Origin of the sequence: Enterobacter cloacae complex sp. (assembly GCF_900322725.1) — a bacterium.
GTDB classification, from domain to species: domain Bacteria; phylum Pseudomonadota; class Gammaproteobacteria; order Enterobacterales; family Enterobacteriaceae; genus Enterobacter; species Enterobacter quasihormaechei.
Genome location: NZ_LT991958.1, coordinates 122690 through 147870 on the forward strand (window position 1 = coordinate 122690; position 25181 = coordinate 147870).

The window sequence follows — 25181 nt, forward strand, 5'->3', positions numbered from 1 at the left end:
GCAATGCCTTGATTCCCGTGCCGCGCCTGTCGTTTTCAGAAGACGGCTGCACTGAACGTCAGAAGCCGACTGCACTATAGCAGCGGAGGGGTTGGATCCATCAGGCAACGACGGGCTGCTGCCGGCCATCAGCGGACGCAGGGAGGACTTTCCGCAACCGGCCGTTCGATGCGGCACCGATGGCCTTCGCGCAGGGGTAGTGAATCCGCCAGGATTGACTTGCGCTGCCCTACCTCTCACTAGTGAGGGGCGGCAGCGCATCAAGCGGTGAGCGCACTCCGGCACCGCCAACTTTCAGCACATGCGTGTAAATCATCGTCGTAGAGACGTCGGAATGGCCGAGCAGATCCTGCACGGTTCGAATGTCGTAACCGCTGCGGAGCAAGGCCGTCGCGAACGAGTGGCGGAGGGTGTGCGGTGTGGCGGGCTTCGTGATGCCTGCTTGTTCTACGGCACGTTTGAAGGCGCGCTGAAAGGTCTGGTCATACATGTGATGGCGACGCACGACACCGCTCCGTGGATCGGTCGAATGCGTGTGCTGCGCAAAAACCCAGAACCACGGCCAGGAATGCCCGGCGCGCGGATACTTCCGCTCAAGGGCGTCGGGAAGCGCAACGCCGCTGCGGCCCTCGGCCTGGTCCTTCAGCCACCATGCCCGTGCACGCGACAGCTGCTCGCGCAGGCTGGGTGCCAAGCTCTCGGGTAACATCAAGGCCCGATCCTTGGAGCCCTTGCCCTCCCGCACGATGATCGTGCCGTGATCGAAATCCAGATCCTTGACCCGCAGTTGCAAACCCTCACTGATCCGCATGCCCGTTCCATACAGAAGCTGGGCGAACAAACGATGCTCGCCTTCCAGAAAACCGAGGATGCGAACCACTTCATCCGGGGTCAGCACCACCGGCAAGCGCCGCGACGGCCGAGGTCTTCCGATCTCCTGAAGCCAGGGCAGATCCGTGCACAGCACCTTGCCGTAGAAGAACAGCAAGGCCGCCAATGCCTGACGATGCGTGGAGACCGAAACCTTGCGCTCGTTCGCCAGCCAGGACAGAAATGCCTCGACTTCGCTGCTGCCCAAGGTTGCCGGGTGACGCACACCGTGGAAACGGATGAAGGCACGAACCCAGTTGACATAAGCCTGTTCGGTTCGTAAACTGTAATGCAAGTAGCGTATGCGCTCACGCAACTGGTCCAGAACCTTGACCGAACGCAGCGGTGGTAACGGCGCAGTGGCGGTTTTCATGGCTTGTTATGACTGTTTTTTTGTACAGTCTATGCCTCGGGCATCCAAGCAGCAAGCGCGTTACGCCGTGGGTCGATGTTTGATGTTATGGAGCAGCAACGATGTTACGCAGCAGGGCAGTCGCCCTAAAACAAAGTTAGGCCGCATGGACACAACGCAGGTCACATTGATACACAAAATTCTAGCTGCGGCAGATGAGCGAAATCTGCCGCTCTGGATCGGTGGGGGCTGGGCGATCGATGCACGGCTAGGGCGTGTAACACGCAAGCACGATGATATTGATCTGACGTTTCCCGGCGAGAGGCGCGGCGAGCTCGAGGCAATAGTTGAAATGCTCGGCGGGCGCGTCATGGAGGAGTTGGACTATGGATTCTTAGCGGAGATCGGGGATGAGTTACTTGACTGCGAACCTGCTTGGTGGGCAGACGAAGCGTATGAAATCGCGGAGGCTCCGCAGGGCTCGTGCCCAGAGGCGGCTGAGGGCGTCATCGCCGGGCGGCCAGTCCGTTGTAACAGCTGGGAGGCGATCATCTGGGATTACTTTTACTATGCCGATGAAGTACCACCAGTGGACTGGCCTACAAAGCACATAGAGTCCTACAGGCTCGCATGCACCTCACTCGGGGCGGAAAAGGTTGAGGTCTTGCGTGCCGCTTTCAGGTCGCGATATGCGGCCTAACAATTCGTCCAAGCCGACGCCGCTTCGCGGCGCGGCTTAACTCAGGTGTTAGACATCATGAGGGTAGCGGTGACCATCGAAATTTCGAACCAACTATCAGAGGTGCTAAGCGTCATTGAGCGCCATCTGGAATCAACGTTGCTGGCCGTGCATTTGTACGGCTCCGCAGTGGATGGCGGCCTGAAGCCATACAGCGATATTGATTTGTTGGTTACTGTGGCCGTAAAGCTTGATGAAACGACGCGGCGAGCATTGCTCAATGACCTTATGGAGGCTTCGGCTTTCCCTGGCGAGAGCGAGACGCTCCGCGCTATAGAAGTCACCCTTGTCGTGCATGACGACATCATCCCGTGGCGTTATCCGGCTAAGCGCGAGCTGCAATTTGGAGAATGGCAGCGCAATGACATTCTTGCGGGTATCTTCGAGCCAGCCATGATCGACATTGATCTAGCTATCCTGCTTACAAAAGCAAGAGAACATAGCGTTGCCTTGGTAGGTCCGGCAGCGGAGGAATTCTTTGACCCGGTTCCTGAACAGGATCTATTCGAGGCGCTGAGGGAAACCTTGAAGCTATGGAACTCGCAGCCCGACTGGGCCGGCGATGAGCGAAATGTAGTGCTTACGTTGTCCCGCATTTGGTACAGCGCAATAACCGGCAAAATCGCGCCGAAGGATGTCGCTGCCGACTGGGCAATAAAACGCCTACCTGCCCAGTATCAGCCCGTCTTACTTGAAGCTAAGCAAGCTTATCTGGGACAAAAAGAAGATCACTTGGCCTCACGCGCAGATCACTTGGAAGAATTTATTCGCTTTGTGAAAGGCGAGATCATCAAGTCAGTTGGTAAATGATGTCTAACAATTCGTTCAAGCCGACCGCGCTACGCGCGGCGGCTTAACTCCGGCGTTAGATGCACTAAGCACATAATTGCTCACAGCCAAACTATCAGGTCAAGTCTGCTTTTATTATTTTTAAGCGTGCATAATAAGCCCTACACAAATTGGGAGATATATCATGAAAGGCTGGCTTTTTCTTGTTATCGCAATAGTTGGCGAAGTAATCGCAACATCCGCATTAAAATCTAGCGAGGGCTTTACTAAGCTTGCCCCTTCCGCCGTTGTCATAATCGGTTATGGCATCGCATTTTATTTTCTTTCTCTGGTTCTGAAATCCATCCCTGTCGGTGTTGCTTATGCAGTCTGGTCGGGACTCGGCGTCGTCATAATTACAGCCATTGCCTGGTTGCTTCATGGGCAAAAGCTTGATGCGTGGGGCTTTGTAGGTATGGGGCTCATAATTGCTGCCTTTTTGCTCGCCCGATCCCCATCGTGGAAGTCGCTGCGGAGGCCGACGCCATGGTGACGGTGTTCGGCATTCTGAATCTCACCGAGGACTCCTTCTTCGATGAGAGCCGGCGGCTAGACCCCGCCGGCGCTGTCACCGCGGCGATCGAAATGCTGCGAGTCGGATCAGACGTCGTGGATGTCGGACCGGCCGCCAGCCATCCGGACGCGAGGCCTGTATCGCCGGCCGATGAGATCAGACGTATTGCGCCGCTCTTAGACGCCCTGTCCGATCAGATGCACCGTGTTTCAATCGACAGCTTCCAACCGGAAACCCAGCGCTATGCGCTCAAGCGCGGCGTGGGCTACCTGAACGATATCCAAGGATTTCCTGACCCTGCGCTCTATCCCGATATTGCTGAGGCGGACTGCAGGCTGGTGGTTATGCACTCAGCGCAGCGGGATGGCATCGCCACCCGCACCGGTCACCTTCGACCCGAAGACGCGCTCGACGAGATTGTGCGGTTCTTCGAGGCGCGGGTTTCCGCCTTGCGACGGAGCGGGGTCGCTGCCGACCGGCTCATCCTCGATCCGGGGATGGGATTTTTCTTGAGCCCCGCACCGGAAACATCGCTGCACGTGCTGTCGAACCTTCAAAAGCTGAAGTCGGCGTTGGGGCTTCCGCTATTGGTCTCGGTGTCGCGGAAATCCTTCTTGGGCGCCACCGTTGGCCTTCCTGTAAAGGATCTGGGTCCAGCGAGCCTTGCGGCGGAACTTCACGCGATCGGCAATGGCGCTGACTACGTCCGCACCCACGCGCCTGGAGATCTGCGAAGCGCAATCACCTTCTCGGAAACCCTCGCGAAATTTCGCAGTCGCGACGCCAGAGACCGAGGGTTAGATCATGCCTAGCATTCACCTTCCGGCCGCCCGCTAAATATCTCCTTTTGGGTTGTTAATAAAACATCCAATAAGTTGACTGTGCGTGAAAAAGAAAGTTTTGTGTGATGGCGTTGAAGATCGCACCGTTAAGCTCTTATGTGGGATGGTGCAGAGCTCGACGACTACCGATAAAACGCAACCGCCGCAAACAGACAAGAAAAAGCCCCAACTGATAACAGTTGGGGCTTCAGTATTGTGATTGGTGGAGCAATAGCACCCTGAACCCAAAACCTTCTCGCTCAACCGGTAGTGGCTGATAACAACTCGTGAGGGCTATTGCGGGTTAAGCATTTAGCGATGTCTAGGGCCAGACTGGACGTCTGAACGCAAGCCGCTGATACTGTACATAACCACAGTATCAGCGGAGGATACCCATGTCGCTGGCAAGGAACGCCACGGCGAGTCAATCGCCCACTCAAACAAACGGTTACGAACGCCACCAACCCGACCAGACGCTGCTCTACCAGCTGGTTGAGCAGCACTACCCAGCCTTCAAAGCCTCACTCGAAGCCCAAGGTCAACACCTGCCTCGCTACATCCAACAAGAATTCAACGACCTCCTCCAATGTGGCCGTCTGGAGTATGGTTTCATGCGGGTTCGCTGCGAGGATTGTCATCACGAGCGTCTGGTCGCCTTCAGCTGTAAACGACGCGGCTTTTGCCCTAGCTGCGGTGCCCGCCGGATGGCCGAGAGTGCGGCGCTGCTGATAGACGAAGTCTTCCCCAAGGAGCCCATTCGCCAGTGGGTGCTCAGCTTTCCTTTCCAGCTACGCTTTTTGCTGGCTCGCCATCCCCAGCTGATGGGCCAGGTCTTGAGTATCGTCTATCGTACACTCTCAACTCATCTGATCAAAAAAGCCGGTTACACCAAAGCCTCTGCACAAACTGGCTCAGTGACTCTTATCCAACGCTTTGGCTCCGCGCTAAATCTCAATGTCCACTACCACATGCTGTTTCTCGATGGTGTCTATGCCGAAGATGACTATGGCAAGCAACGCTTCCATCGTGTCAAGGCACCCACTTACGATGAGCTGAATACGCTCGCTCACACCCTCAGCCATCGCATCGCTCGCTGCATGGAAAAGCGTGGGATTTTGGAGCGTGATGCCGAGAATACGTGGTTGACACTGGAAGAGGGCGAAGACGATACGCTGACTCAATTACATGGTGCTTCGGTTACGTATCGCATTGCCGTCGGCCCCCAGCAAGGGCGCAAAGTCTTCACCCTGCAAACCTTGCCAGGGCGTGAGGATAAAGCCGACTCAAGCAGTCGAGTAGCCAACCATGCTGGTTTCTCGCTACACGCCGGTGTGATGGCCGAAGCGCATCAGCGGGATAAGCTTGAGCGCTTGTGTCGCTACATTAGTCGGCCAGCGGTTTCAGAAAAACGTCTGGCATTAACCGCCAATGGGCAGGTGCGTTACGAGCTCAAAACTCCGTACCGCAATGGCACCACCCATGTGATCTTCGAGCCGCTGGACTTCATCGCCAAACTCGCTGCGTTGGTACCTAAGCCGCGAGTCAACCTCACACGCTTCCACGGCGTCTTTGCACCGAACAGCAAACACCGAGTTCAAGTAACACCCGCCAAGCGGGGCAAGAAGCCCGACAAATCGGAAGGTCTCGATACTAACTGGCGTGACAAGAGTCCTGCAGAGCGCCACCGCGCCATGACCTGGATGCAACGCCTCAAGCGAGTCTTCAATATTGATATTGAAGTCTGCGAACACTGCGGCGGTCACGTCAAAGTGATTGCCAGCATCGAAGATCCGAAGGTCATTGAGCAGATTCTCAAGCATCTGAAACAGAAAACAGCCAAGGCGAATGCCGCCAAGCAGCGTGAGCTGCCACCAGAACGAGCGCCGCCACTGACTCCCAGCCTGTTCGATCCATCACAGAGTCGTCTCTTTGACTGACGACCCCAAATCCAACACTGCTCAACACTGCCAACTTTTAAACGGGGCGGTGGGGCAGTTTGTATCTCTCGAGCTATCAGGCTAGAGATTTTACCGCCAAATCGAACCTTATTAGAGCGGTTTAGGCTGGACCGGCAGTTAAAATTGGGGCTTGAGCGGTAAACGAGTGAGGGAATTTCAGGTAAGATACTTCGGATGAGGAGCAAAAAGGTGGTTTATACTTCCTATACCCGTTAGCACCCTCCCTGATTAAAGGAAGCCGTATGGATATTATTGATAAAGTTTTTCAGCAAGAGGATTTCTCACGCCAGGATTTGAGTGACAGCCGTTTTCGCCGCTGCCGCTTTTATCAGTGTGACTTCAGCCACTGTCAGCTGCAGGATGCCAGTTTCGAGGATTGCAGTTTCATTGAAAGCGGCGCCGTTGAAGGGTGTCACTTCAGCTATGCCGATCTGCGCGATGCCAGTTTCAAGGCCTGCCGTCTGTCTTTGGCCAACTTCAGCGGTGCCAACTGCTTTGGCATAGAGTTCAGGGAGTGCGATCTCAAGGGCGCCAACTTTTCCCGGGCCCGCTTCTACAATCAAGTCAGCCATAAGATGTACTTCTGCTCGGCTTATATCTCAGGTTGCAACCTGGCCTATACCAACTTGAGTGGCCAATGCCTGGAAAAATGCGAGCTGTTTGAAAACAACTGGAGCAATGCCAATCTCAGCGGCGCTTCCTTGATGGGCTCAGATCTCAGCCGCGGCACCTTCTCCCGCGACTGTTGGCAACAGGTCAATCTGCGGGGCTGTGACCTGACCTTTGCCGATCTGGATGGGCTCGACCCCAGACGGGTCAACCTCGAAGGAGTCAAGATCTGTGCCTGGCAACAGGAGCAACTGCTGGAACCCTTGGGAGTAATAGTGCTGCCGGATTAGCTCGAATGCAAACACAAGAGGCAAATATCACTTGAGTTCCGCGCTACAACAAGGCAGATTCTGCTATAGCAGAGTATTACCGCCGGAATGCCGTTTCTCTGCTGCCGCAGCCGACGTTATACCTTCCCTTCAAAGGAGGCATTATGAAGACTCAACTGCCCTAAAGAAAAACTTACAGGTGGATTATGGTCAGACGTTATCTCCCCCTTAACCCGCTGCGCGCCTTTGAGGCCGCCGCCCGTCATCTCAGTTTTACCCGCGCGGCGATTGAGCTGAATGTCACCCATGCCGCCGTCAGCCAGCAGGTCAGGGCGCTGGAAGAACAACTCGGCTGTGTGCTGTTTACCCGCGTCTCGCGCGGGCTGGTGCTGACCCATGAAGGTGAGGGATTACTGCCGGTGCTCAATGAGGCGTTTGACCGGATTGCGGATACTCTGGAGTGTTTTTCTCACGGGCAGTTCCGTGAGCGGGTGAAAGTCGGTGCGGTGGGAACATTTGCCGCAGGCTGGCTGCTGCCGCGTCTGGCCGGATTCTATGACAGCCATCCGCATATTGATCTGCATATCTCCACCCATAACAATCATGTGGACCCGGCGGCGGAAGGGCATGATTATACGATCCGTTTCGGTAACGGCGCGTGGCATGAGTCAGATGCGGAACTGATTTTCAGTGCACCACACGCTCCGCTGTGCTCACCGGCCATTGCAGAACAGTTACAGCAGCCGGATGATGTTCACCGCTTTACCCTGCTGCGCTCATTCCGCCGGGATGAATGGAGCCGCTGGCTGGATTGTGCGGGCGGCACACCGCCTTCCCCGTCACAGCCGGTAATGGTGTTCGATACCTCACTGGCCATGGCCGAGGCGGCACAACTGGGTGCCGGGGTAGCGATCGCACCGGTATGTATGTTCAGCCGCCTGTTACAGTCAGGCGCACTGGTACAGCCGTTTGCCGCAGAAATCACCCTCGGCGGCTACTGGCTGACGCGGTTACAGTCCCGTACGGAAACCCCGGCCATGCAGCAATTCGCCCGCTGGCTGCTGAATACGGCGGCGGCGTAAAACTCACTCACCTTCCAGGCTTTTTACCCGCAAATCATCACCTTCACTGATGCGCAGCCGTTCACTGCCGCAGTGCGGACAGCATCCGGCGTGCTGCATGATTTCGGCCTCACGGCTGCAATCCCAGCACCATGCCTGTGCCGGGATAACATCAATATGCAGTGTGCAGCCCTGCGCCACGGTATCACGGCAGGCGATATCAAAACAGAAATGCAGTGCACTCTCCTCAACATCCGCCAGTGCGCCGACTTCCAGCCAGACATCCGTTACCCGCGCAATGCCGTGCTGTTCAGCCTGTTCGCGGATAATGTCCGCCGCACCGAGGGCTTTACTAAGCTTGCCCCTTCCGCCGTTGTCATAATCGGTTATGGCATCGCATTTTATTTTCTTTCTCTGGTTCTGAAATCCATCCCTGTCGGTGTTGCTTATGCAGTCTGGTCGGGACTCGGCGTCGTCATAATTACAGCCATTGCCTGGTTGCTTCATGGGCAAAAGCTTGATGCGTGGGGCTTTGTAGGTATGGGGCTCATAATTGCTGCCTTTTTGCTCGCCCGATCCCCATCGTGGAAGTCGCTGCGGAGGCCGACGCCATGGTGACGGTGTTCGGCATTCTGAATCTCACCGAGGACTCCTTCTTCGATGAGAGCCGGCGGCTAGACCCCGCCGGCGCTGTCACCGCGGCGATCGAAATGCTGCGAGTCGGATCAGACGTCGTGGATGTCGGACCGGCCGCCAGCCATCCGGACGCGAGGCCTGTATCGCCGGCCGATGAGATCAGACGTATTGCGCCGCTCTTAGACGCCCTGTCCGATCAGATGCACCGTGTTTCAATCGACAGCTTCCAACCGGAAACCCAGCGCTATGCGCTCAAGCGCGGCGTGGGCTACCTGAACGATATCCAAGGATTTCCTGACCCTGCGCTCTATCCCGATATTGCTGAGGCGGACTGCAGGCTGGTGGTTATGCACTCAGCGCAGCGGGATGGCATCGCCACCCGCACCGGTCACCTTCGACCCGAAGACGCGCTCGACGAGATTGTGCGGTTCTTCGAGGCGCGGGTTTCCGCCTTGCGACGGAGCGGGGTCGCTGCCGACCGGCTCATCCTCGATCCGGGGATGGGATTTTTCTTGAGCCCCGCACCGGAAACATCGCTGCACGTGCTGTCGAACCTTCAAAAGCTGAAGTCGGCGTTGGGGCTTCCGCTATTGGTCTCGGTGTCGCGGAAATCCTTCTTGGGCGCCACCGTTGGCCTTCCTGTAAAGGATCTGGGTCCAGCGAGCCTTGCGGCGGAACTTCACGCGATCGGCAATGGCGCTGACTACGTCCGCACCCACGCGCCTGGAGATCTGCGAAGCGCAATCACCTTCTCGGAAACCCTCGCGAAATTTCGCAGTCGCGACGCCAGAGACCGAGGGTTAGATCATGCCTAGCATTCACCTTCCGGCCGCCCGCTAGCGGACCCTGGTCAGGTTCCGCGAAGGTGGGCGCAGACATGCTGGGCTCGTCAGGATCAAACTGCACTATGAGGCGGCGGTTCATACCGCGCCAGGGGAGCGAATGGACAGCGAGGAGCCTCCGAACGTTCGGGTCGCCTGCTCGGGTGATATCGACGAGGTTGTGCGGCTGATGCACGACGCTGCGGCGTGGATGTCCGCCAAGGGAACGCCCGCCTGGGACGTCGCGCGGATCGACCGGACATTCGCGGAGACCTTCGTCCTGAGATCCGAGCTCCTAGTCGCGAGTTGCAGCGACGGCATCGTCGGCTGTTGCACCTTGTCGGCCGAGGATCCCGAGTTCTGGCCCGACGCCCTCAAGGGGGAGGCCGCATATCTGCACAAGCTCGCGGTGCGACGGACACATGCGGGCCGGGGTGTCAGCTCCGCGCTGATCGAGGCTTGCCGCCATGCCGCGCGAACGCAGGGGTGCGCCAAGCTGCGGCTCGACTGCCACCCGAACCTGCGTGGCCTATACGAGCGGCTCGGATTCACCCACGTCGACACTTTCAATCCCGGCTGGGATCCAACCTTCATCGCAGAACGCCTAGAACTCGAAATCTAACGTCCGTTCGGGCATCGAGGTCCATGTCGGGGTGGGACGGGCCCGTGGCTTCAAGATCACTTGCAGTCCGACCGCGATGTCTTGGTTGCGCGAGAGGTTGTCGATATCCTCCACTTCCATCATCAACCCTGGATAATGCCGCCGCCGTCATCGCCGCCGACGCCCGTGCCGGGCTTTTCGGGCCTGTCAGGCTTGCTCGGCCTTCAGCCTGCCTGGGCGAGATCTCCGGCGGACGGATTAACGGCGGAGCTTCGCCGCCTTTCGTGCGTGTGAAGGCCGAAGATAGTTCTCTCAAAAACATCCGTTTATGAGAGATACCAAATGTCATTTTCAGAAGACGACTGCACCAGTTGATTGGGCGTAATGGCTGTTGTGCAGCCAGCTCCTGACAGTTCAATATCAGAAGTGATCTGCACCAATCTCGACTATGCTCAATACTCGTGTGGGCTCTGTTGCAAAAATCGTGAAGCTTGAGCATGCTTGGCGGAGATTGGACGGACGGAACGATGACGGATTTCAAGTGGCGCCATTTCCAGGGTGATGTGATCCTGTGGGCGGTGCGCTGGTATTGTCGCTATCCGATCAGCTATCGCGACCTTGAGGAAATGCTGGCGGAACGCGGCATTTCGGTCGACCATACGACGATCTATCGCTGGGTCCAGTGCTACGCCCCGGAGATGGAGAAGCGGCTGCGCTGGTTCTGGCGGCGTGGCTTTGATCCGAGCTGGCGCCTGGATGAAACCTACGTCAAGGTGCGGGGCAAGTGGACCTACCTGTACCGGGCAGTCGACAAGCGGGGCGACACGATCGATTTCTACCTGTCGCCGACCCGCAGCGCCAAGGCAGCGAAGCGGTTCCTGGGCAAGGCCCTGCGAGGCCTGAAGCACTGGGAAAAGCCTGCCACGCTCAATACCGACAAAGCGCCGAGCTATGGTGCAGCGATCACCGAATTGAAGCGCGAAGGAAAGCTGGACCGGGAGACGGCCCACCGGCAGGTGAAGTATCTCAATAACGTGATCGAGGCCGATCACGGAAAGCTCAAGATACTGATCAAGCCGGTGCGCGGTTTCAAATCGATCCCCACGGCCTATGCCACGATCAAGGGATTCGAAGTCATGCGAGCCCTGCGCAAAGGACAGGCTCGCCCCTGGTGCCTGCAGCCCGGCATCAGGGGCGAGGTGCGCCTTGTGGAGAGAGCTTTTGGCATTGGGCCCTCGGCGCTGACGGAGGCCATGGGCATGCTCAACCACCATTTCGCAGCAGCCGCCTGATCGGCGCAGAGCGACAGCCTACCTCTGACTGCCGCCAATCTTTGCAACAGAGCCTCCGTCGCCATGCTCACCTCGCTTTGGTGCACACGAGTATTGAGCATAGTCGAGATTGGTGCAGATCACTTCTGATATTGAACTGTCAGGAGCTGGCTGCACAACAGCCATTACGCCCAATCAACTGGTGCAGTCGTCTTCTGAAAATGACAGGACAGGCGCAATGTCAGATTCTGTCGCGGCCTTGGCGCGTGCCTGGAAGCGTTCATAGCAATCCAGCCCGCAGAAATGTTCGACGTATTCCGCGCCTTCCGGGGTGAAGGCGGCATCGAGCGGAATTTCTTTGCAGCATACGCAGCAGGTGGTGCAACTGGCAGTGTTCGGGGCGTTTGCGTTCATGGTGGTACTCCTCCAGATTGGTAGCGAAGCTCAAAGCTGCCCACTCTCGGCTGGCTGGGAAGCGGTCATGATCTTCCCTTGAAGGCCCGCAGCAGCCGCGTCACAGACAGGACAAACAAGCCGGTCAGCGTGAGGGCTGCAATACCCCAGTGCTCCCCGATGAACGCGCCGGCCGTCGTGCCGGCTAGCACAATGGCGAGAATCGGCAAATGGCAGGGACAGGTGAGCACGGCCAGCGCGCCCCACAAGTAGCCGGTGATCGGTTTGTGCGTCTCAGACGGCAAGTGCTCTGGGCTGTTCATGGCAGACTCTCCGCGTGCTGTGCCGGTTCGGTTGGCATGGCGGCCAGTTGCATTTCGAGGCTGGCCAGGGCCTCGCGCCGACGCTCGACGAGTTGCCGCAACACGGCAAGCTGCGCAGACGCACCGTCACCGTCCGCAGCATCCAGCGCCCGGCACAGCCGCGCCAGTGCGTCCAGGCCGATACCCGCTTCGAAGGCAGCCCGTACAAAGCGCAGCCGTTGCAACGCGGTGTCATCGAACAAGCCGTAGCCGCCCGTGGTGTACGCGACCGGCCGTAGCAATCCGCGCAGCAGGTAGTCGCGCACGATATGCACGCTCACCCCGGCATCAAGGGCCAGCCGGGACACTGTGTAGGCGCTCATTGAACACCTCCTTTTCCTCATCCGGCGCAGCACGAAAGCTGCTTCACGTCCTTGCTGAAGGTCTGCGCCGCGAGCTTCAGCCCTTCGACCATGGTCAGGTAGGGGAACAATTGGTCGGCCAGTTCCTGCACGGTCATACGGTTGCGAATGGCGAGCACCGCCGTCTGGATCAGTTCACCCGCTTCCGGGGCCACCGCTTGCACGCCGATGAGCCGTCCGCTACCTTCCTCGATGACCAGCTTGATGAAGCCGCGTGTGTCGAAGTTGGCAAGCGCACGCGGCACGTTATCCAGTGTTAGCAGGCGACTGTCGGTCTCGATCCCGTCGTGATGTGCTTCCGCCTCGCTGTAGCCCACGGTGGCGACCTGCGGGTCGGTGAACACCACGGCCGGCATTGCGGTCAGGTCCAGGGCCGCATCGCCGCCAGTCATGTTGATCGCCGCACGAGTGCCGGCCGCTGCCGCCACATAGACGAACTGCGGCTGGTCGGTGCAGTCGCCGGCCGCGTAGATGTTCGGGCTACTGGTGCGCATGCCCTTGTCGATGACGATGGCCCCCTGCGCATTGACGGCTACCCCCGCCGCTTCCAATGCCAGGCTGCGCGTGTTCGGTGTCCGGCCGGTGGCGACCAGCAGCTTGTCGGCGCGCAATTCACCGTGCGTGGTGGTCAGCACGAATTCACCGTCCATATGGGCGACCTGGCTGGCTTGCGTGTGCTCCAGCACCTCGATGCCCTCGGCACGGAAAGCGGCTGTCACCGCCTCGCCGATGGCCGGGTCTTCACGGAAGAACAAGGTATTGCGCGCCAGGGCCGTGACCTTGCTGCCCAGCCGGGCAAAGGCTTGCGCCAGCTCCAGCGCCACCACCGACGAGCCGATTACGGCAAGGCGTTCGGGAATGGTGTCGCTCGCCAGGGCCTCGGTGGAAGTCCAGTAGGGTGACTCTTTCAAGCCCGGAATCGGCGGGACCGCCGGGCTGGCACCCGTGGCGACCAGGCAGCGGTCGAACATCACGACGCGCTCGCCACCCTCGTTCAAACTAACGATAAGGCTCTGGTCGTCCTTGAAACGCGCTTCACCGTGCAGAACGGTGATGGCTGAATTGCCGTCCAGGATGCTTTCGTACTTGGCATGACGGAGTTCTTCGACACGGGCCTGCTGCTGGGCCAGCAGCCGCTCGCGCAAGATCGTCGGCGGTGTGGGTGGCATGCCGCCGTCGAATGGGCTTTCCCGGCGCAGATGGGCGATGTGGGCGGCGCGGATCATGATCTTGGACGGCACACAACCGACGTTGACGCAGGTGCCGCCGATGGTGCCGCGCTCAATCAGCGTGACCTGCGCGCCTTGCTCGACGGCCTTCAGTGCTGCCGCCATCGCGGCTCCACCGCTACCAATGACGACGACCTGCAACGGGCGTTCGTTGCCACTGGGCTTATCAGCGGCCCCTATCCAGCCGCGCATCTTGTCGAGCAGGCCGGCGCGGTTGTCCGTCGGTGGCGCATCGGCAAGCGTTGCCTCGTAGCCCAGTCCGGCCACGGCGGTAGTCAGCGCATCCGATGACGTGCCCGCCTCAATGGCGAGTTGCGCTGTGCCCTTCGGATAGGACACCAGCGCCGATTGCACGCCGGGCACTTTCTCCAAGGCTTCCTTGACGTGAGCCGCGCACGAGTCGCAGGTCATCCCGGTGATTTTCAGGGTGGTCATGTATTTTTCCTTTTCTGTGGTGGCTACGGCTGTTGCCGTCAGCCACGTTGTTCTGGCAATTCACAGCTGTCCGGCCCGCAGCGGCGATGTGCTGGCGAGATGAAATCCCAGACCGACACCCCAACCATCAAGGCCAGGCCGACATAGAGCAGTCCACCGCTCTGCCAGCCGTAAGCCCGCATTAAAAACACCGCTGCCAGCACCAAGATCGGGCCTATCGTGCCGAGCGCCGTGCGTCGCCACTGTCGATGATTGAGCCAAGCGATAGCATTGGCGAGTAACGCGATGCCGGCGAACATCGGCAGCAGGATGCCAATGAATAGCCCCTCGTACTGGCTCAAGAAGCCCAGTCCGATGGCCGCGCCAAAGCTGGCGATGGCAGGAAAACAGGCGGCGCAGCCCATCGCGGAAACGACGCTGCCGAGCGCGCCGGTTTTGCCAGCGATGCGCGTGATGAGTCCCATGTGTCGCTCCCGAGTTCGGTTAACGGATCAGCGTTTGAGGCTGGACGGATAGCCCGCGTCCTCGGTCGCCTTGGTCAACTTCTGGACGTTGGTCTTGGCATCGTCGAAGGTGACGACGGCCTGGCGCTTGTCGAAACTTACGTCGGTCTTGCTCACGCCCTCAACCTTGGAAAGCGCGTGCTTGACAGTGATCGGGCAAGAGGCGCAGGTCATGCCAGGCACGGACAGCGTGACGGTCTGGGTGGCGGCCCACACGGGGGCAACAACGGCAGCGAGGGCGAGGGCGGCAAACAGTTTTTTCATGATGAACTCCTGTGATTAATAGAAAAATGGCATGACGTAGGGAAATCCGAGCGAGACCAGGACCAGCGCGGCCACGATCCAGAAAATGAGCTTGTAAGTAGCTCGCACTTGGGGAATCGCGCAGACCTCACCCGGTTTGCAGGCTTGCGCCGGGCGGTAGATGCGCCGCCAGGCGAAAAACAGCGCGACCAGCGCTGCGCCGATGAAGATCGGGCGATAGGGTTCCAGCACCGTCAGGTTGCCGATCCATGCCCCGCTGAACCCCAAGGCGATCAAAACCAGCGGCCCCAGGCAGCAGGCCGACGCAAGAATGGCGGCCAGCCCACCGGCGAAGAGCGCGCCGCGCCCGTTTTGTGGTTCAGACTTTTGTGGTTCAGACTTTTGTGGTTCAGACTTTTGTGGTTCAGACATACGCTTGTCCTTTCAAATTTGGTTTGGATAGCTTAAGCTTACTTCCGTAGTTATGTACGGAGTCAAGCGATATGCAAATTAATTTTGAGAATCTGACCATTGGCGTTTTTGCCAAGGCGGCCGGGGTCAATGTGGAGACCATCCGGTTCTACCAGCGCAAGGGCCTGCTGCCGGAGCCAGACAAGCCCTATGGCAGCATTCGCCGCTATGGCGAGGCGGATGTAACACGAGTGCGGTTCGTGAAATCGGCCCAGCGGCTGGGCTTTAGCCTGGACGAAATCGCCGAGCTACTGCGGCTGGAGGATGGCACCCATTGCGAGGAAGCCAGCGGCCTGGCCGAGCACAAGCTCAAGGATGTGCGCGAGAAGATGGCCGACTTGGCACGCATGGAGGCCGTGCTGTCTGAACTGGTGTGCGCCTGCCATGCGCGGAAAGGGAACGTTTCCTGCCCGCTGATTGCGTCACTGCAAGACGGAACGAAGCTCGCTGCATCGGCGCGGGGGAGTCACGGGGTGACTACGCCTTAGCGTGCTTTATTTTCCGAATTCTGAGACGACCCCTGTGTGTTGAAAGACAAGATGAGAACCATGATGTGTACGTAGGTAAATTCATCCAGTTACATGTAGCCGCTAATAAGAGCCTTAAGATCGTCGAAATGGGCGATGTGAAACTGGTGGCCATAACCAGCTCGATTCCTACCACTTTTAATGGTGGGATAAAGAGATACAAAGGGGTTACGTATGTGTCACTTTCCCAAACAGCTCAAACCACTATCGACTTCCCGAAGCGTATCTACAAAGAGGGCCAGGAATGTACTTCTGTCACCAGTCCTGACCAAGGTCCTTTCGCCCGGGATGTTAGGTTGAATTGCTACGGGCGATGTGTTGTCACCGGCGTAAGGTCCCCCTGGCGTACTGAGGCCGCGCACTTAACGCCACGTCATGAAGAAGGCATTCCCGACGTAACGAACGGAATTTTACTTCGCCGTGATATCCATACACTGTTCGACAATGACCATTGCGCCATAAACCCTGACACTATGAAAATTTACTTCAGCCGGGAGGCCCGGGAGTTGGATGATGATCTCCTGAAATGGCATGGGAATGAGATAGAGACGACACGCATGCAGGTTCCGGTTAACATCGAAAACCTTCGGATACGATGGCAAAAATTTAAGGCTAAGGATCGTCAGCGTAAATAAAGCCATAAGCTGAACCACGGCGAGGATTAGTCTTGTTCACTAAATGACAGCGAGAGATTAAATGCAAACCCAAAAAGATATTACAGTTGGCCAGATCTGGGAAGAAGTGGATCCAAGACTGATCCGGAAAGTGCGAGTTGTTGAGGTGGCCTCGTTAGAAGGGCCCAAAGGCATCCTAATCGAAAACGTGGAGTCTGGTCGTAAGAACTGGGCGTCGTCATCCCGCTTTAATGGAAAGCGTGGAGGGTATCGTCTTATTTCCTGAAGGTTTTGCCAATATGGGAAACTGAAGAGGTTGAAACCATCCCGGTGAGGGAGCATATCTGGTAAAGAAGAGTCTTTAAAAAGGTTTTACGCGACCTGGGATAATAAACGGGAAAACGATACCCAAAAAAAGAATACAGCGATGATAACGATAAGGAATGGTAAGGGCTTCAATATTTTGAGAAATGACCTGGCTTACTTTGCATCTGCATTTCTAATCAAACTGTCCACATAGGGATCACAGCTCTTAGGTTCTGAATTTTTCATATGTTCTGTACCTGAAATTGATTCCGTATGAGAAAAGGCCACCGAAGTGGCCTCTATCAAAACTGGTGGCAAAAGTTAGATCAGGAAATCATCAAGACTTTTACCGGCTGCAATTTGTTCTGCCAGAGCTTTGGGGGTACGGCCCTGTCCAGTCCACGTTTTTGTTTCGCCATTTTCATCAGTAAATGAGTATTTGGCCGGGCGTGGTTCACGGCTTTTCTTGGTAGCCGTAGATTTGGCCTGGAATGAGCCAAGCAGCTCTTCCGGGTTGATACCATCTTCTTCCATTAACTTACGCAGGGCGTCAAGTTTCTCCTGACGAGCTTGCAGTTCGGCAGCTTTGGATGATTCTTCCTGACGACGCTCATCAACAATGACATTAAGCTTTTCGAGGATTTCCTCAAGTACTTCTAAAGGCAGCTCGCGGCCCTGGGCGCGAAGAGTACGAATATTGTTTAACGATTTGAGTGCTTCAGACATACGACCTCACTTTCTAATTCTTTGATAAGGATTTACTTAATCATAATACACTCTATAAGGAAAAAGATGCCAGCTTTATGTCTTCAGGTACAAAGATATCTTGCTAAGAATACTCCTTATCTTCCTTGTGCAGACTGTTTCGTGCTTTCGATGTTGTTCATGAGTCTTAAAATCTGCTCACTGTTTAGGGTACTCATGCTGTAAATCATCAAGAAGGAAGCGCAGAACAACATAAGCAATCGGAAAAGGAAACCATGCCAGTGACAGGCCATATATGGCGGAGATAAACATAGGGTAATTTAACTCACTTACAAAATTCGCTTCATTGTATTGTTGAATCGAAATGGCAGAAGCAAAAATTATAATTAAAGTAAGAAAAATCCACTCTAGCCATCTCTTTTTATAACAAGCATAAGCGAAAGCTGTAGGGTAAAAAATAAAGCAAAAAATTCCAGCTGCAATTACGTTCATAAAAGTAACTTTCCTGATAGCGCAGTTATTTTTCGAATGCAGCATCATGAACAACTGCCATAACATTGATGATTGGCTTTCTTTTTCTGAAGAACCTTCCGCGCGGCAAAGTTTCTCCCGCTTTGAGACGATAAAGCCAGAAAACATAAGCCGGAGGAACATTGCTGTCAAAAATATCTGAACAAGTTTGAACTGTGATGCCTACTGTATTGTCTTTCCTCATCTCTTTAAAAGTGCCTTGCAATGCAGCGGATAACGTCATTTTTAAGAAACCTTTTTCTGTTTGAACGGATAGACTTGACTTAGCTGGCTTGACTGTAATGTTTGCCACTAAAGATCCCTCGTTCTGAGGATGCAGGCACTACAAAGTTACCGTCAGGTCTAATCATACGAGTTTGGATGAAATTTTTGCCGGATTTGGTTTTTTCAACCTGGTGCTCGATCTTCCATTCTTCTTTGACGGGACCGGATGACAAATGAACTAGAACCGGTACTTTTTTACGTGTTCTATCCAGAACAATACAATTTGATTTATCCGTATCAACGCTTCCCTGAAGAGTATTCAAAGAGCAATTATCATATCCCTCAACCGGAACTGCATTACCTTGGATATCAATTTTGAATCCTCCAGCTATTACAATTTCGGGTGCATTATCATTTAAAGTCTCGTCATAGGCAGCATCAACTACATCGCAAGCAGTAAGAGTAAGTGACGATGCCACAGCAAGACACAATAAAGAAAATCTGTTTTTGAGCATATTTGAGACCTTTTATAAAAATAAAATAACAGGAGAATTGTATCATTAACAGTCTAGTTCTAACGACTACCACTTTTAAGTATGTATTGAGCCAGTTTTATATTCAGGCACACCATATTGCACTCTAGCTCTTTCATCATCCTAGAAGAACTCTTAATTAAGTATTCTTCAAGTGGGCCAGCATATGCCCCTGATGTCACGATCGTTAGTTGCGTAAGAGGATGAGTCAAACTCTCAATGCCCTTCAGGATGTCATTCTGGACAGCAGAAATATAAACAGGCGAAGCCGCAATCAAATATTCATCATTCGGACTGGACTGCATTAACTGGCTTATAGTTGCGCAACGGTTATGCTTTCCTAGTGATTTTGTGATGGCTTTCCACCAGAGATCATGCCTGAATGGTACTTGATGAAATGTCGCCTCGTAAGAGGGCACCCGATCTCGACTATTTAAAAACCCCATCCCGGCAGAGATTATCCACAACTCCAGATTTCTGGTTGAGTTTAAAATTTCCTTTGCCGTAGACCAGTGATTACCTGAATACAAGGACAATGCCGGTACCGCCTGATTACTTCTGGCGTCGTCTACAATGTTACTCCAGGCATATGCTGCGTCGTCCGGGGTTTGTTTTGGATCTATGTCCAATGTCGGCCAGACGTGGCCCTGATGATTCTTGCCCTTTGTACAGGAAGTGATTAAGTGTACTGAGCGTTCAGAGAACATTATCTTCCTTACATACCCATAGAACAGCTTTCTAAGAACGGTGGGCTCGCCTGAAAATTACAAATCAGCCCCTTTCACGGCATCATTTTGATTCTTCGCGTCTGCCCCCAGTAAGATGACCGGTTTTCTGCATGACAGTGTTATTCCTAACAAACGCAACACAAAACCACGCCAGCCAGAGCAAATTTTTTCATTTGCTGCGTAAAGCCTATTGTTTTCTCTTTTAAGCTTCGCCCACTCGTTACAGAGGGTAACATCATCAAGCGCTGTTATATGCTTCGCCTCACCTTCGACGATAACGGTATGGATACCGTATGCTGTAAATCTCATACTATTTTCCAGAACCCAGTTGCGGTATTCGTTGAGTCCACCTTCGGAACCGGTAGCTCTGCGCCACATTTCAATTTGCTTGTGTGATGGGTCAAGTGTACTTGTCATTGAAGCCTCGTCTCAGCGATAACGCTTGAAATAGCCCGCTTTGGTCAAAATGAAATTAGCCATCTGACTGGCGATTTGATTGTATCTTACTCATAGTGCCCAACCTATAGGTTAAAAAGGGGCATTTTCGCTTTATAGCGTGTTCAACATCATCAATCATCCCAAGAAAGGCTGGCTTATTAAGCCGGTCCATCATTTTCTGTATATCTCTCATCAATTTTTATATCCGGCCTGAAGTGCACCGTTCAAGCACACCGATCAGGCAGTTAGTCACTAGTTAACTCTTTACTAGAGACTAAATTCCATTGATTTACGTGACAACGTCACGTCATTAAGGTTTGCAAATGCCTAATTTTCATACTATGGGATTTAATTAGGAGTAAATCCCACAGGTTTACATAAAGCTGACATTTAAAAGTGTTAAAAATCAATCAGATAGAAAGAAAAGGCTCTCCGGAAGAACTCTTCTCATTATTTCGCCGCCCGGGGTTATTGCTGACAGATCTGAAAGTGCTAATATGTTAGTCATTAGTAATTAGTAAAGCCTTTACTAAACGCGTTTCTACGTAAATTCTATTGGTTTTAGAGGGTCCTACTGTCCGAAGACAATAAAGTTGTACACAAAGCACTAAAGTTGTAACCATTCTCAAAAAACGACGCTAATGTTGTATGCTTACTGAATGTGTGGTTATAGGGTTGGAGACTATAAAATGCACATATAGGTACGTATCAATGTCGTTTTTTGGGTACGATCATGGGTAGGGGTAGGCGTCTCAAATCCTATTTGGATTATGAAAATGCGCTAGGTGACGGCATAGGAGTGGGCTATGGCCAAAGTTATCAGCCCTGGCTTAGAGCTCAGGACGTTAAATCCCGTGGAAACCGTTCGATAGTCTTTGGCCTTAAGACGTTTCGAAACCATCATCATGGGGTTTGAGGGCCAATGATGTAAAAAACCACGCTAAGGAGATAATTCATTGTTTAAATTGAGATTTAACGGCCTCAATTCCCCCTTCATAATATCCTCCGGTAGTGTGAACGTATAATGTCCCAGCATGTTGATATGACCGTGCATCAGAGGCGAAAGCCGCGCGATATGTTCATCCTCTGGCCCTTCCCCGATGCTGCGCAGGTGCGACAAGGCTTCCTGCATATAAAGCGTATTCCACAGCACCACTGCGTTTGTCACCAGACCCAGCGCACCCAACTGATCTTCCTGCCCCTCGCGGTAACGTTTTCTGATCTCGCCACGCTGACCGTAGCAGATGGCTCTTGCAACGGCATGGCGGCCTTCACCCCGGTTCAACTGTGTTAGGATCCGGCGACGATAGTCCTCATCATCAATATAGTTGAGAAGATACAGTGTCTTGTTAACTCTTCCGACCTCCATTATTGCCTGAGCAAGCCCTGACGGTCGGGTACTTCTCAATAGCGATCGAATGAGTTCTGACGCATGAATAGTGCCCAGCTTCAGCGAACCGGCAACCCGCATCATCTCATCCCAGTGGCTTTCGATTTTAGAAAGGTCAACACAACCCCGCGCCAGTTTGTCCAACGCCCCGTAATTCGCTGCTTTGTCGGCCCGCCAGAACACAGCCTCACCCGCATCCGCCAGACGAGGTGAAAATTGGTATCCCAGTAGCCAGAACAGGCCAAAGATAATGTCACTGGTACCTGCTGTGTCCGTCATGATTTCAACCGGGTTTAGTCCCGTTTGTTGCTCAAGTAGCCCTTCCAGCACAAAGATGGAATCCCGCAGTGTTCCAGGAATCACTATGCCATGAAAACCCGAATATTGGTCAGAGACAAAGTTGTACCAGGTGATGCCGCGCCCTGAACCAAAGTATTTTCTGTTGGGGCCAGAATTCACCGTTTTCACTGGCGTGACAAAACGCATACCATCAGCGGAGGCTACCTCCCCGCCCCCCAGTATCCTGCCAACGCTAACGAGGACTGAAAATCAACCAGCCGCGCATTGGCGCTAACCAGCGTTTCTGCTCGGATGTAGTTCTGTTTCACCCAGCTCAGACGATGGCGAGTCAGTGCAGGGATATTGTGCTTGATCAGCGGCTCATGTCCGATATTGCAGGCCTCAGCCAGCATCACCGCACACAGGCTTATATGCAGATCCTGCGCACGGGCACCTGACTCGCTGACATGGCTGAATTCACGGGTGAAGCCAGTTCTGGCGTCAATCTCGAGCAACAGTTCTGTCAGGTCAACGGGTGGAAGCAATTGTCTGACTCGGCTGCTCAGTTGTATCAGCGCCGGTGGTTCATCCAATTTATCCAGGCTGCTGATGGTCAGCGAAGGATGTTTACCTTCATTGCAGATGTCCACGGCGGTATTGCGATCAAAACGTGATGCCACCGTTTTCCAGGTTTCATCTAACTGAGCGGCCAATTGCTCCGATGCTTTACTGCCATTAGTGGGGTGACCCAATGCCCGGCAGACTGGAACCCGCTGCGCCTGCCATTCCTCCCCCTGAAGAAGTTTTTGGCGCGGATCACCCCAACGATCGCTGTTTTCCAACCAGATGTCACGACGGCGTAGCGCATCCTGAAGTCGCTCCAGCAGACACAACGAGTAACCTGCTCGCTGTATCCGACCGTCAGCATCGTACACCAGGCGTTTCCAAGGGCCTGAAATGATATGTTCAGGTGCATCGTCCAGGATCCGTTTTTTCGAGCCGTTTAGCTCTGCCAGGTAATGGATGGCAGCCAAGGTATGTTCACCGTCTGGGGCCGCACGGAAGTGCAGATCGCGCAGTAGTGCGGGCAAAAAACGCCTTACCCGTCCGTATTGCTCCACCATTTCATCCTGAAAGTTTGTATCCTGGGGGCGGGCCAGTTCATTCACTTTTTCCACGGACTCTGCCAGTCTGGCGACAGACACACTGCTGAATATGGTCTTTCGCAGCAAATCATCGGCGGTATCTTCATCAAGTAAAAGTGCGCATGCCCGCGCCAGCAGCAACGCCGCGCGGTCAAGATCCTTGAGCGTCCTAAGTCGCTTTTTCTGCCCGGTTTTCTTCGCCTCCCGGGTAATATTGAGGATCAGCATATCCAGCACGTCAACGGCCTCGTCCAGCGCCGAGATTTCTTGCGCTTTCACGAATGCGGTAAGGATCGCCAGCCGCCGTTCTTCTGGCATTCTGCTGATATATTTCACCGATGCCATTCCGGCATAGCGTGCCAGATTGCGGAGCTGTATGGCGGGCAGCCCAGTGAAATTCAGACAGGAAAACTCCAGGCTGCGCAGGCGAGTGTAACGTTCAAGTGCTTCAGTGAACGCGGGGCCGCTGATAGTGACAGGGCCTCTTTTTAGGTGCTCCATCACTGAGAGTCGCTGTCCTTCGGGGATTTCAAGTAACCCAGCCAGTTGTGCGGTCTGCCAACGGTTTGGCAGCGCGGCCAATTTTCGCCACAAGCGGCGGGTCGCACGCTCACGGATTTCACCAATGACTCTCGTCAGGGTGGATGCGGCTGGCAACAACACTTTATTTTGAAGCAACCACGCGGTGGCAAAATCGAACATCAGTCCGGGGCGTTCATTACTGAGCCATGCACGGGTATACAGCAATCGCTTCAGTCTGAACGACCACGGGAAATCACCGAAATCATGATAGCTATAGTGCTGCCTGATAAGCCCGTGGTGCTCCCAACGTGTGTTTTCCCTTTGAGCATAGCGGGAAATGATCTCTGGATAGCGGATGTTAAGTTGCCTTGCGACATAAAACTGGACACCGGGCGGTATTTGCATGAGATCGGACAAGAAGGTTCCCAGAAAGCGGGCAGTTGTGAGTTGAAGGGCAATTCCCAACCGGTTATGCCTGCCCCTACGCAGGTTGATGAAAGGGCACTGTTGCAAAGTTAGCGATGAGGCAGCCTTTTGTCTTATTCAAAGGCCTTACATTTCAAAAACTCTGCTTACCAGGCGCATTTCGCCCAGGGGATCACCATAATAAAATGCTGAGGCCTGGCCTTTGCGTAGTGCACGCATCACCTCAATACCTTTGATGGTGGCGTAAGCCGTCTTCATGGATTTAAATCCCAGCGTGGCGCCGATTATCCGTTTCAGTTTGCCATGATCGCATTCAATCACGTTGTTCCGGTACTTAATCTGTCGGTGTTCAACGTCAGACGGGCACCGGCCTTCGCGTTTGAGCAGAGCAAGCGCGCGACCATAGGCGGGCGCTTTATCCGTGTTGATGAATCGCGGGATCTGCCACTTCTTCACGTTGTTGAGGATTTTACCCAGAAACCGGTATGCAGCTTTGCTGTTACGACGGGAGGAGAGATAAAAATCGACAGTGCGGCCCCGGCTGTCGACGGCCCGGTACAGATACGCCCAGCGGCCATTGACCTTCACGTAGGTTTCATCCATGTGCCACGGGCAAAGATCGGAAGGGTTACGCCAGTACCAGCGCAGCCGTTTTTCCATTTCAGGCGCATAACGCTGAACCCAGCGGTAAATCGTGGAGTGATCGACATTCACTCCGCGTTCAGCCAGCATCTCCTGCAGCTCACGGTAACTGATGCCGTATTTGCAGTACCAGCGTACGGCCCACAGAATGATGTCACGCTGAAAATGCCGGCCTTTGAATGGGTTCATGTGCAGCTCCATCAGCAAAAGGGGATGATAAGTTTATCACCACCGACTATTTGCAACAGTGCCGGCCGAATGTCTGCAGCTCGGTGAATCGGACTTTACGCATGGAGATCTCCTCAGAGGACATAATTAGTATGTCGGAGGATCTCTAAAAGTGAATGGTTCGTTTTGCAGGGATACTTACATGGGGAAACAAGATGAAACTTGAATATATACAGATAAATTAGTGGTCTGGGCGTTCTCGTCAGAAGCAAACAGCCTGCTTGCAAAAACAAGCGCTGGCAATGGCTTGGCAGGGCCGAGGTTGCCCGGGAGGTATAATTTTCCATTCGGACCAGGGAACCCAATATTGCAGCCTGCCGTACCGGATTCTGGCCGCTCAATATGGAATGATGCTCAGCATGAGCCGCAGCGGGAACTGCTGGGATAATGCTTTGCAGAATGACTGTTCCGCAGTCTGAAATCGGAGTGGATACCACGGGGTGGTTATCGGGACAGGACTGAAGCTGCTGGCGATATTGTTCAGTATCAAGGGGTGAGTCCCGAGAGGCGAGACAAGTCAAGGGCGCAGGCTGCGATGCGCAGCACGACATAGCCGGTATTTCCCTGCGGTGCCCCACAAGTATCAATGAAAGCCTCCAACGCGAGCCATTCGCG

28 protein-coding genes and 6 pseudogenes are annotated in these 25181 nt (G+C 54.5%); 16 read left to right on the forward strand and 18 right to left on the reverse strand.

Annotated features, from left to right (window positions below; translation table 11 throughout):
- Positions 1 to 229: 229 nt before the first annotated feature.
- A complete protein-coding gene (gene intI1 / locus DBR02_RS24200) occupies positions 230 to 1243 on the reverse strand; it encodes a class 1 integron integrase IntI1 (protein WP_000845054.1) in 1014 nt (337 codons plus the stop codon).
- A gap of 145 nt (positions 1244 to 1388) precedes the next feature.
- On the opposite strand from intI1, the gene aadB reads away from it, so the two are divergent.
- The 7 genes from aadB (at position 1389) to ampR (ending at position 8042) form a co-directional block, all read left to right on the forward strand.
- Entirely contained in the window at positions 1389 to 1922 is a 534-nt protein-coding gene (gene aadB / locus DBR02_RS24205) for an aminoglycoside nucleotidyltransferase ANT(2'')-Ia (RefSeq protein WP_000381802.1), read from the forward strand.
- 57 nt (positions 1923 to 1979) lie between these two features.
- Entirely contained in the window at positions 1980 to 2771 is a 792-nt protein-coding gene (locus tag DBR02_RS24210; protein WP_001261740.1) for an ANT(3'')-Ia family aminoglycoside nucleotidyltransferase AadA2, read from the forward strand.
- 163 nt (positions 2772 to 2934) lie between these two features.
- The gene (locus DBR02_RS24215; protein ID WP_000679427.1) at positions 2935 to 3282 is read left to right on the forward strand and encodes a quaternary ammonium compound efflux SMR transporter QacE delta 1; all 348 of its coding nucleotides are present in this window, start codon (positions 2935 to 2937) and stop codon (positions 3280 to 3282) included.
- Positions 3276 to 4115 (forward strand): sulfonamide-resistant dihydropteroate synthase Sul1, encoded by an 840-nt coding sequence (gene sul1 / locus DBR02_RS24220; RefSeq protein ID WP_000259031.1) that lies wholly within the window; start codon positions 3276 to 3278, stop codon positions 4113 to 4115. The genes DBR02_RS24215 and sul1 (DBR02_RS24220) overlap by 7 nt, the downstream gene beginning before the upstream one ends.
- A 404-nt stretch (positions 4116 to 4519) precedes the next feature.
- On the forward strand, positions 4520 to 6061 hold the full coding sequence (locus DBR02_RS24225) for an IS91-like element ISCR1 family transposase (RefSeq protein ID WP_000050481.1): 1542 nt from the start codon (positions 4520 to 4522) through the stop codon (positions 6059 to 6061).
- 263 nt (positions 6062 to 6324) lie between these two features.
- Positions 6325 to 6981 carry a quinolone resistance pentapeptide repeat protein QnrA1 gene (locus DBR02_RS24230; protein ID WP_012579084.1) on the forward strand — a complete coding sequence of 219 codons (657 nt, stop codon included), beginning with the start codon at positions 6325 to 6327 and terminating at the stop codon, positions 6979 to 6981.
- A 185-nt stretch (positions 6982 to 7166) separates the two neighbouring features.
- Positions 7167 to 8042, forward strand: a complete 876-nt coding sequence (gene ampR, locus DBR02_RS24235) for a LysR family transcriptional regulator AmpR (protein WP_004193231.1) — start codon at positions 7167 to 7169, stop codon at positions 8040 to 8042.
- 3 nt (positions 8043 to 8045) lie between these two features.
- Here the strand turns inward: ampR and hypA are convergent, their stop codons facing one another.
- A complete protein-coding gene (hypA, locus tag DBR02_RS24240) occupies positions 8046 to 8411 on the reverse strand; it encodes a hydrogenase maturation nickel metallochaperone HypA (RefSeq protein ID WP_025999322.1) in 366 nt (121 codons plus the stop codon).
- Here hypA and DBR02_RS24245 point away from each other — a divergent pair.
- From DBR02_RS24245 to DBR02_RS24270, 5 genes and pseudogenes are all read left to right on the forward strand, one after another.
- Positions 8304 to 8639 (forward strand): DMT family transporter, encoded by a 336-nt coding sequence (locus DBR02_RS24245; RefSeq protein WP_052238321.1) that lies wholly within the window; start codon positions 8304 to 8306, stop codon positions 8637 to 8639. The two genes, hypA and DBR02_RS24245, sit on opposite strands and share 108 nt — an antisense overlap.
- Complete coding sequence (gene sul1, locus DBR02_RS24250; RefSeq protein WP_000259031.1) at positions 8633 to 9472, forward strand: sulfonamide-resistant dihydropteroate synthase Sul1; 840 nt, start codon at positions 8633 to 8635, stop codon at positions 9470 to 9472. Before DBR02_RS24245 ends, sul1 (DBR02_RS24250) begins: the two co-directional genes overlap by 7 nt.
- Before the next feature lie 127 nt (positions 9473 to 9599).
- The gene (locus DBR02_RS24260) at positions 9600 to 10100 is read left to right on the forward strand and encodes a GNAT family N-acetyltransferase (protein ID WP_000376623.1); all 501 of its coding nucleotides are present in this window, start codon (positions 9600 to 9602) and stop codon (positions 10098 to 10100) included.
- 320 nt (positions 10101 to 10420) lie between these two features.
- Positions 10421 to 10489 (forward strand): annotated as a pseudogene (locus DBR02_RS26710) (EAL domain-containing protein); the annotation flags it as partial.
- Between the two features lie 117 nt (positions 10490 to 10606).
- Positions 10607 to 11371 (forward strand): IS6-like element IS6100 family transposase, encoded by a 765-nt coding sequence (locus DBR02_RS24270; RefSeq protein ID WP_001389365.1) that lies wholly within the window; start codon positions 10607 to 10609, stop codon positions 11369 to 11371.
- A gap of 139 nt (positions 11372 to 11510) precedes the next feature.
- Here DBR02_RS24270 and DBR02_RS27180 read toward each other — a convergent pair.
- The 8 genes and pseudogenes from DBR02_RS27180 to merT form a co-directional block, all read right to left on the reverse strand.
- A pseudogene (locus DBR02_RS27180) lies at positions 11511 to 11576 on the reverse strand (EAL domain-containing protein); the annotation flags it as partial.
- A gap of 5 nt (positions 11577 to 11581) precedes the next feature.
- A pseudogene (locus tag DBR02_RS24285) lies at positions 11582 to 11779 on the reverse strand (DUF3330 domain-containing protein); the annotation flags it as partial.
- A gap of 50 nt (positions 11780 to 11829) precedes the next feature.
- Positions 11830 to 12066, reverse strand: a complete 237-nt coding sequence (gene merE / locus DBR02_RS24295; protein WP_001087807.1) for a broad-spectrum mercury transporter MerE — start codon at positions 12064 to 12066, stop codon at positions 11830 to 11832.
- Positions 12063 to 12428, reverse strand: a complete 366-nt coding sequence (gene merD / locus DBR02_RS24300; RefSeq protein WP_001277466.1) for a mercury resistance co-regulator MerD — start codon at positions 12426 to 12428, stop codon at positions 12063 to 12065. The genes merE and merD overlap by 4 nt, the downstream gene beginning before the upstream one ends.
- A 17-nt stretch (positions 12429 to 12445) precedes the next feature.
- Entirely contained in the window at positions 12446 to 14131 is a 1686-nt protein-coding gene (merA, locus tag DBR02_RS24305; RefSeq protein ID WP_107535689.1) for a mercury(II) reductase, read from the reverse strand.
- Between the two features lie 38 nt (positions 14132 to 14169).
- Entirely contained in the window at positions 14170 to 14595 is a 426-nt protein-coding gene (gene merC / locus DBR02_RS24310; RefSeq protein WP_000522996.1) for an organomercurial transporter MerC, read from the reverse strand.
- 27 nt (positions 14596 to 14622) lie between these two features.
- On the reverse strand, positions 14623 to 14898 hold the full coding sequence (gene merP, locus DBR02_RS24315) for a mercury resistance system periplasmic binding protein MerP (protein WP_000732275.1): 276 nt from the start codon (positions 14896 to 14898) through the stop codon (positions 14623 to 14625).
- 15 nt (positions 14899 to 14913) lie between these two features.
- A complete protein-coding gene (merT, locus tag DBR02_RS24320) occupies positions 14914 to 15309 on the reverse strand; it encodes a mercuric ion transporter MerT (RefSeq protein WP_001294653.1) in 396 nt (131 codons plus the stop codon).
- A gap of 71 nt (positions 15310 to 15380) precedes the next feature.
- Here merT and merR point away from each other — a divergent pair, with 71 nt between their 5' ends.
- Both merR and DBR02_RS24330 read left to right on the forward strand, forming a co-directional pair.
- Positions 15381 to 15836 carry an Hg(II)-responsive transcriptional regulator gene (gene merR / locus DBR02_RS24325; protein WP_001166628.1) on the forward strand — a complete coding sequence of 152 codons (456 nt, stop codon included), beginning with the start codon at positions 15381 to 15383 and terminating at the stop codon, positions 15834 to 15836.
- A gap of 65 nt (positions 15837 to 15901) precedes the next feature.
- Positions 15902 to 16510 (forward strand): HNH endonuclease signature motif containing protein, encoded by a 609-nt coding sequence (locus DBR02_RS24330; protein ID WP_000289256.1) that lies wholly within the window; start codon positions 15902 to 15904, stop codon positions 16508 to 16510.
- Between the two features lie 606 nt (positions 16511 to 17116).
- Here the strand turns inward: DBR02_RS24330 and DBR02_RS24340 are convergent.
- The 6 genes from DBR02_RS24340 to DBR02_RS24365 all read right to left on the reverse strand — a co-directional run bounded on the left by DBR02_RS24340 (position 17117) and on the right by DBR02_RS24365 (position 19913).
- Positions 17117 to 17521, reverse strand: a complete 405-nt coding sequence (locus DBR02_RS24340) for an H-NS family histone-like protein (RefSeq protein ID WP_001287391.1) — start codon at positions 17519 to 17521, stop codon at positions 17117 to 17119.
- 177 nt (positions 17522 to 17698) lie between these two features.
- Positions 17699 to 17992, reverse strand: coding sequence for a hypothetical protein (locus DBR02_RS24345; RefSeq protein WP_001100635.1), 294 nt, complete (start codon positions 17990 to 17992; stop codon positions 17699 to 17701).
- Positions 17993 to 18017: 25 nt separating this feature from the next.
- Positions 18018 to 18323, reverse strand: coding sequence for a hypothetical protein (locus tag DBR02_RS24350; RefSeq protein ID WP_223152485.1), 306 nt, complete (start codon positions 18321 to 18323; stop codon positions 18018 to 18020).
- Positions 18295 to 18750 (reverse strand): hypothetical protein, encoded by a 456-nt coding sequence (locus DBR02_RS24355; protein ID WP_000916941.1) that lies wholly within the window; start codon positions 18748 to 18750, stop codon positions 18295 to 18297. The genes DBR02_RS24350 and DBR02_RS24355 overlap by 29 nt, the downstream gene beginning before the upstream one ends.
- A 59-nt stretch (positions 18751 to 18809) precedes the next feature.
- Positions 18810 to 19475, reverse strand: coding sequence for a hypothetical protein (locus tag DBR02_RS24360; RefSeq protein ID WP_001447900.1), 666 nt, complete (start codon positions 19473 to 19475; stop codon positions 18810 to 18812).
- A 57-nt stretch (positions 19476 to 19532) separates the two neighbouring features.
- On the reverse strand, positions 19533 to 19913 hold the full coding sequence (locus tag DBR02_RS24365; RefSeq protein ID WP_001371925.1) for a hypothetical protein: 381 nt from the start codon (positions 19911 to 19913) through the stop codon (positions 19533 to 19535).
- Between the two features lie 754 nt (positions 19914 to 20667).
- Here DBR02_RS24365 and DBR02_RS24370 point away from each other — a divergent pair.
- A pseudogene (locus tag DBR02_RS24370) lies at positions 20668 to 20838 on the forward strand (TnsA endonuclease N-terminal domain-containing protein); the annotation flags it as partial.
- 36 nt (positions 20839 to 20874) lie between these two features.
- Here DBR02_RS24370 and DBR02_RS24375 read toward each other — a convergent pair.
- Positions 20875 to 23768 (reverse strand): annotated as a pseudogene (locus DBR02_RS24375) (Tn3 family transposase); the annotation flags it as partial.
- Positions 23769 to 23822: 54 nt separating this feature from the next.
- The gene (locus DBR02_RS24380; RefSeq protein WP_001067855.1) at positions 23823 to 24527 is read right to left on the reverse strand and encodes an IS6-like element IS26 family transposase; all 705 of its coding nucleotides are present in this window, start codon (positions 24525 to 24527) and stop codon (positions 23823 to 23825) included.
- A 254-nt stretch (positions 24528 to 24781) separates the two neighbouring features.
- Between DBR02_RS24380 and DBR02_RS27185 the strand changes: the two are divergent.
- A pseudogene (locus tag DBR02_RS27185) lies at positions 24782 to 24985 on the forward strand (DDE-type integrase/transposase/recombinase); the annotation flags it as partial.
- Between the last annotated feature and the right edge of the window lie 196 nt (positions 24986 to 25181).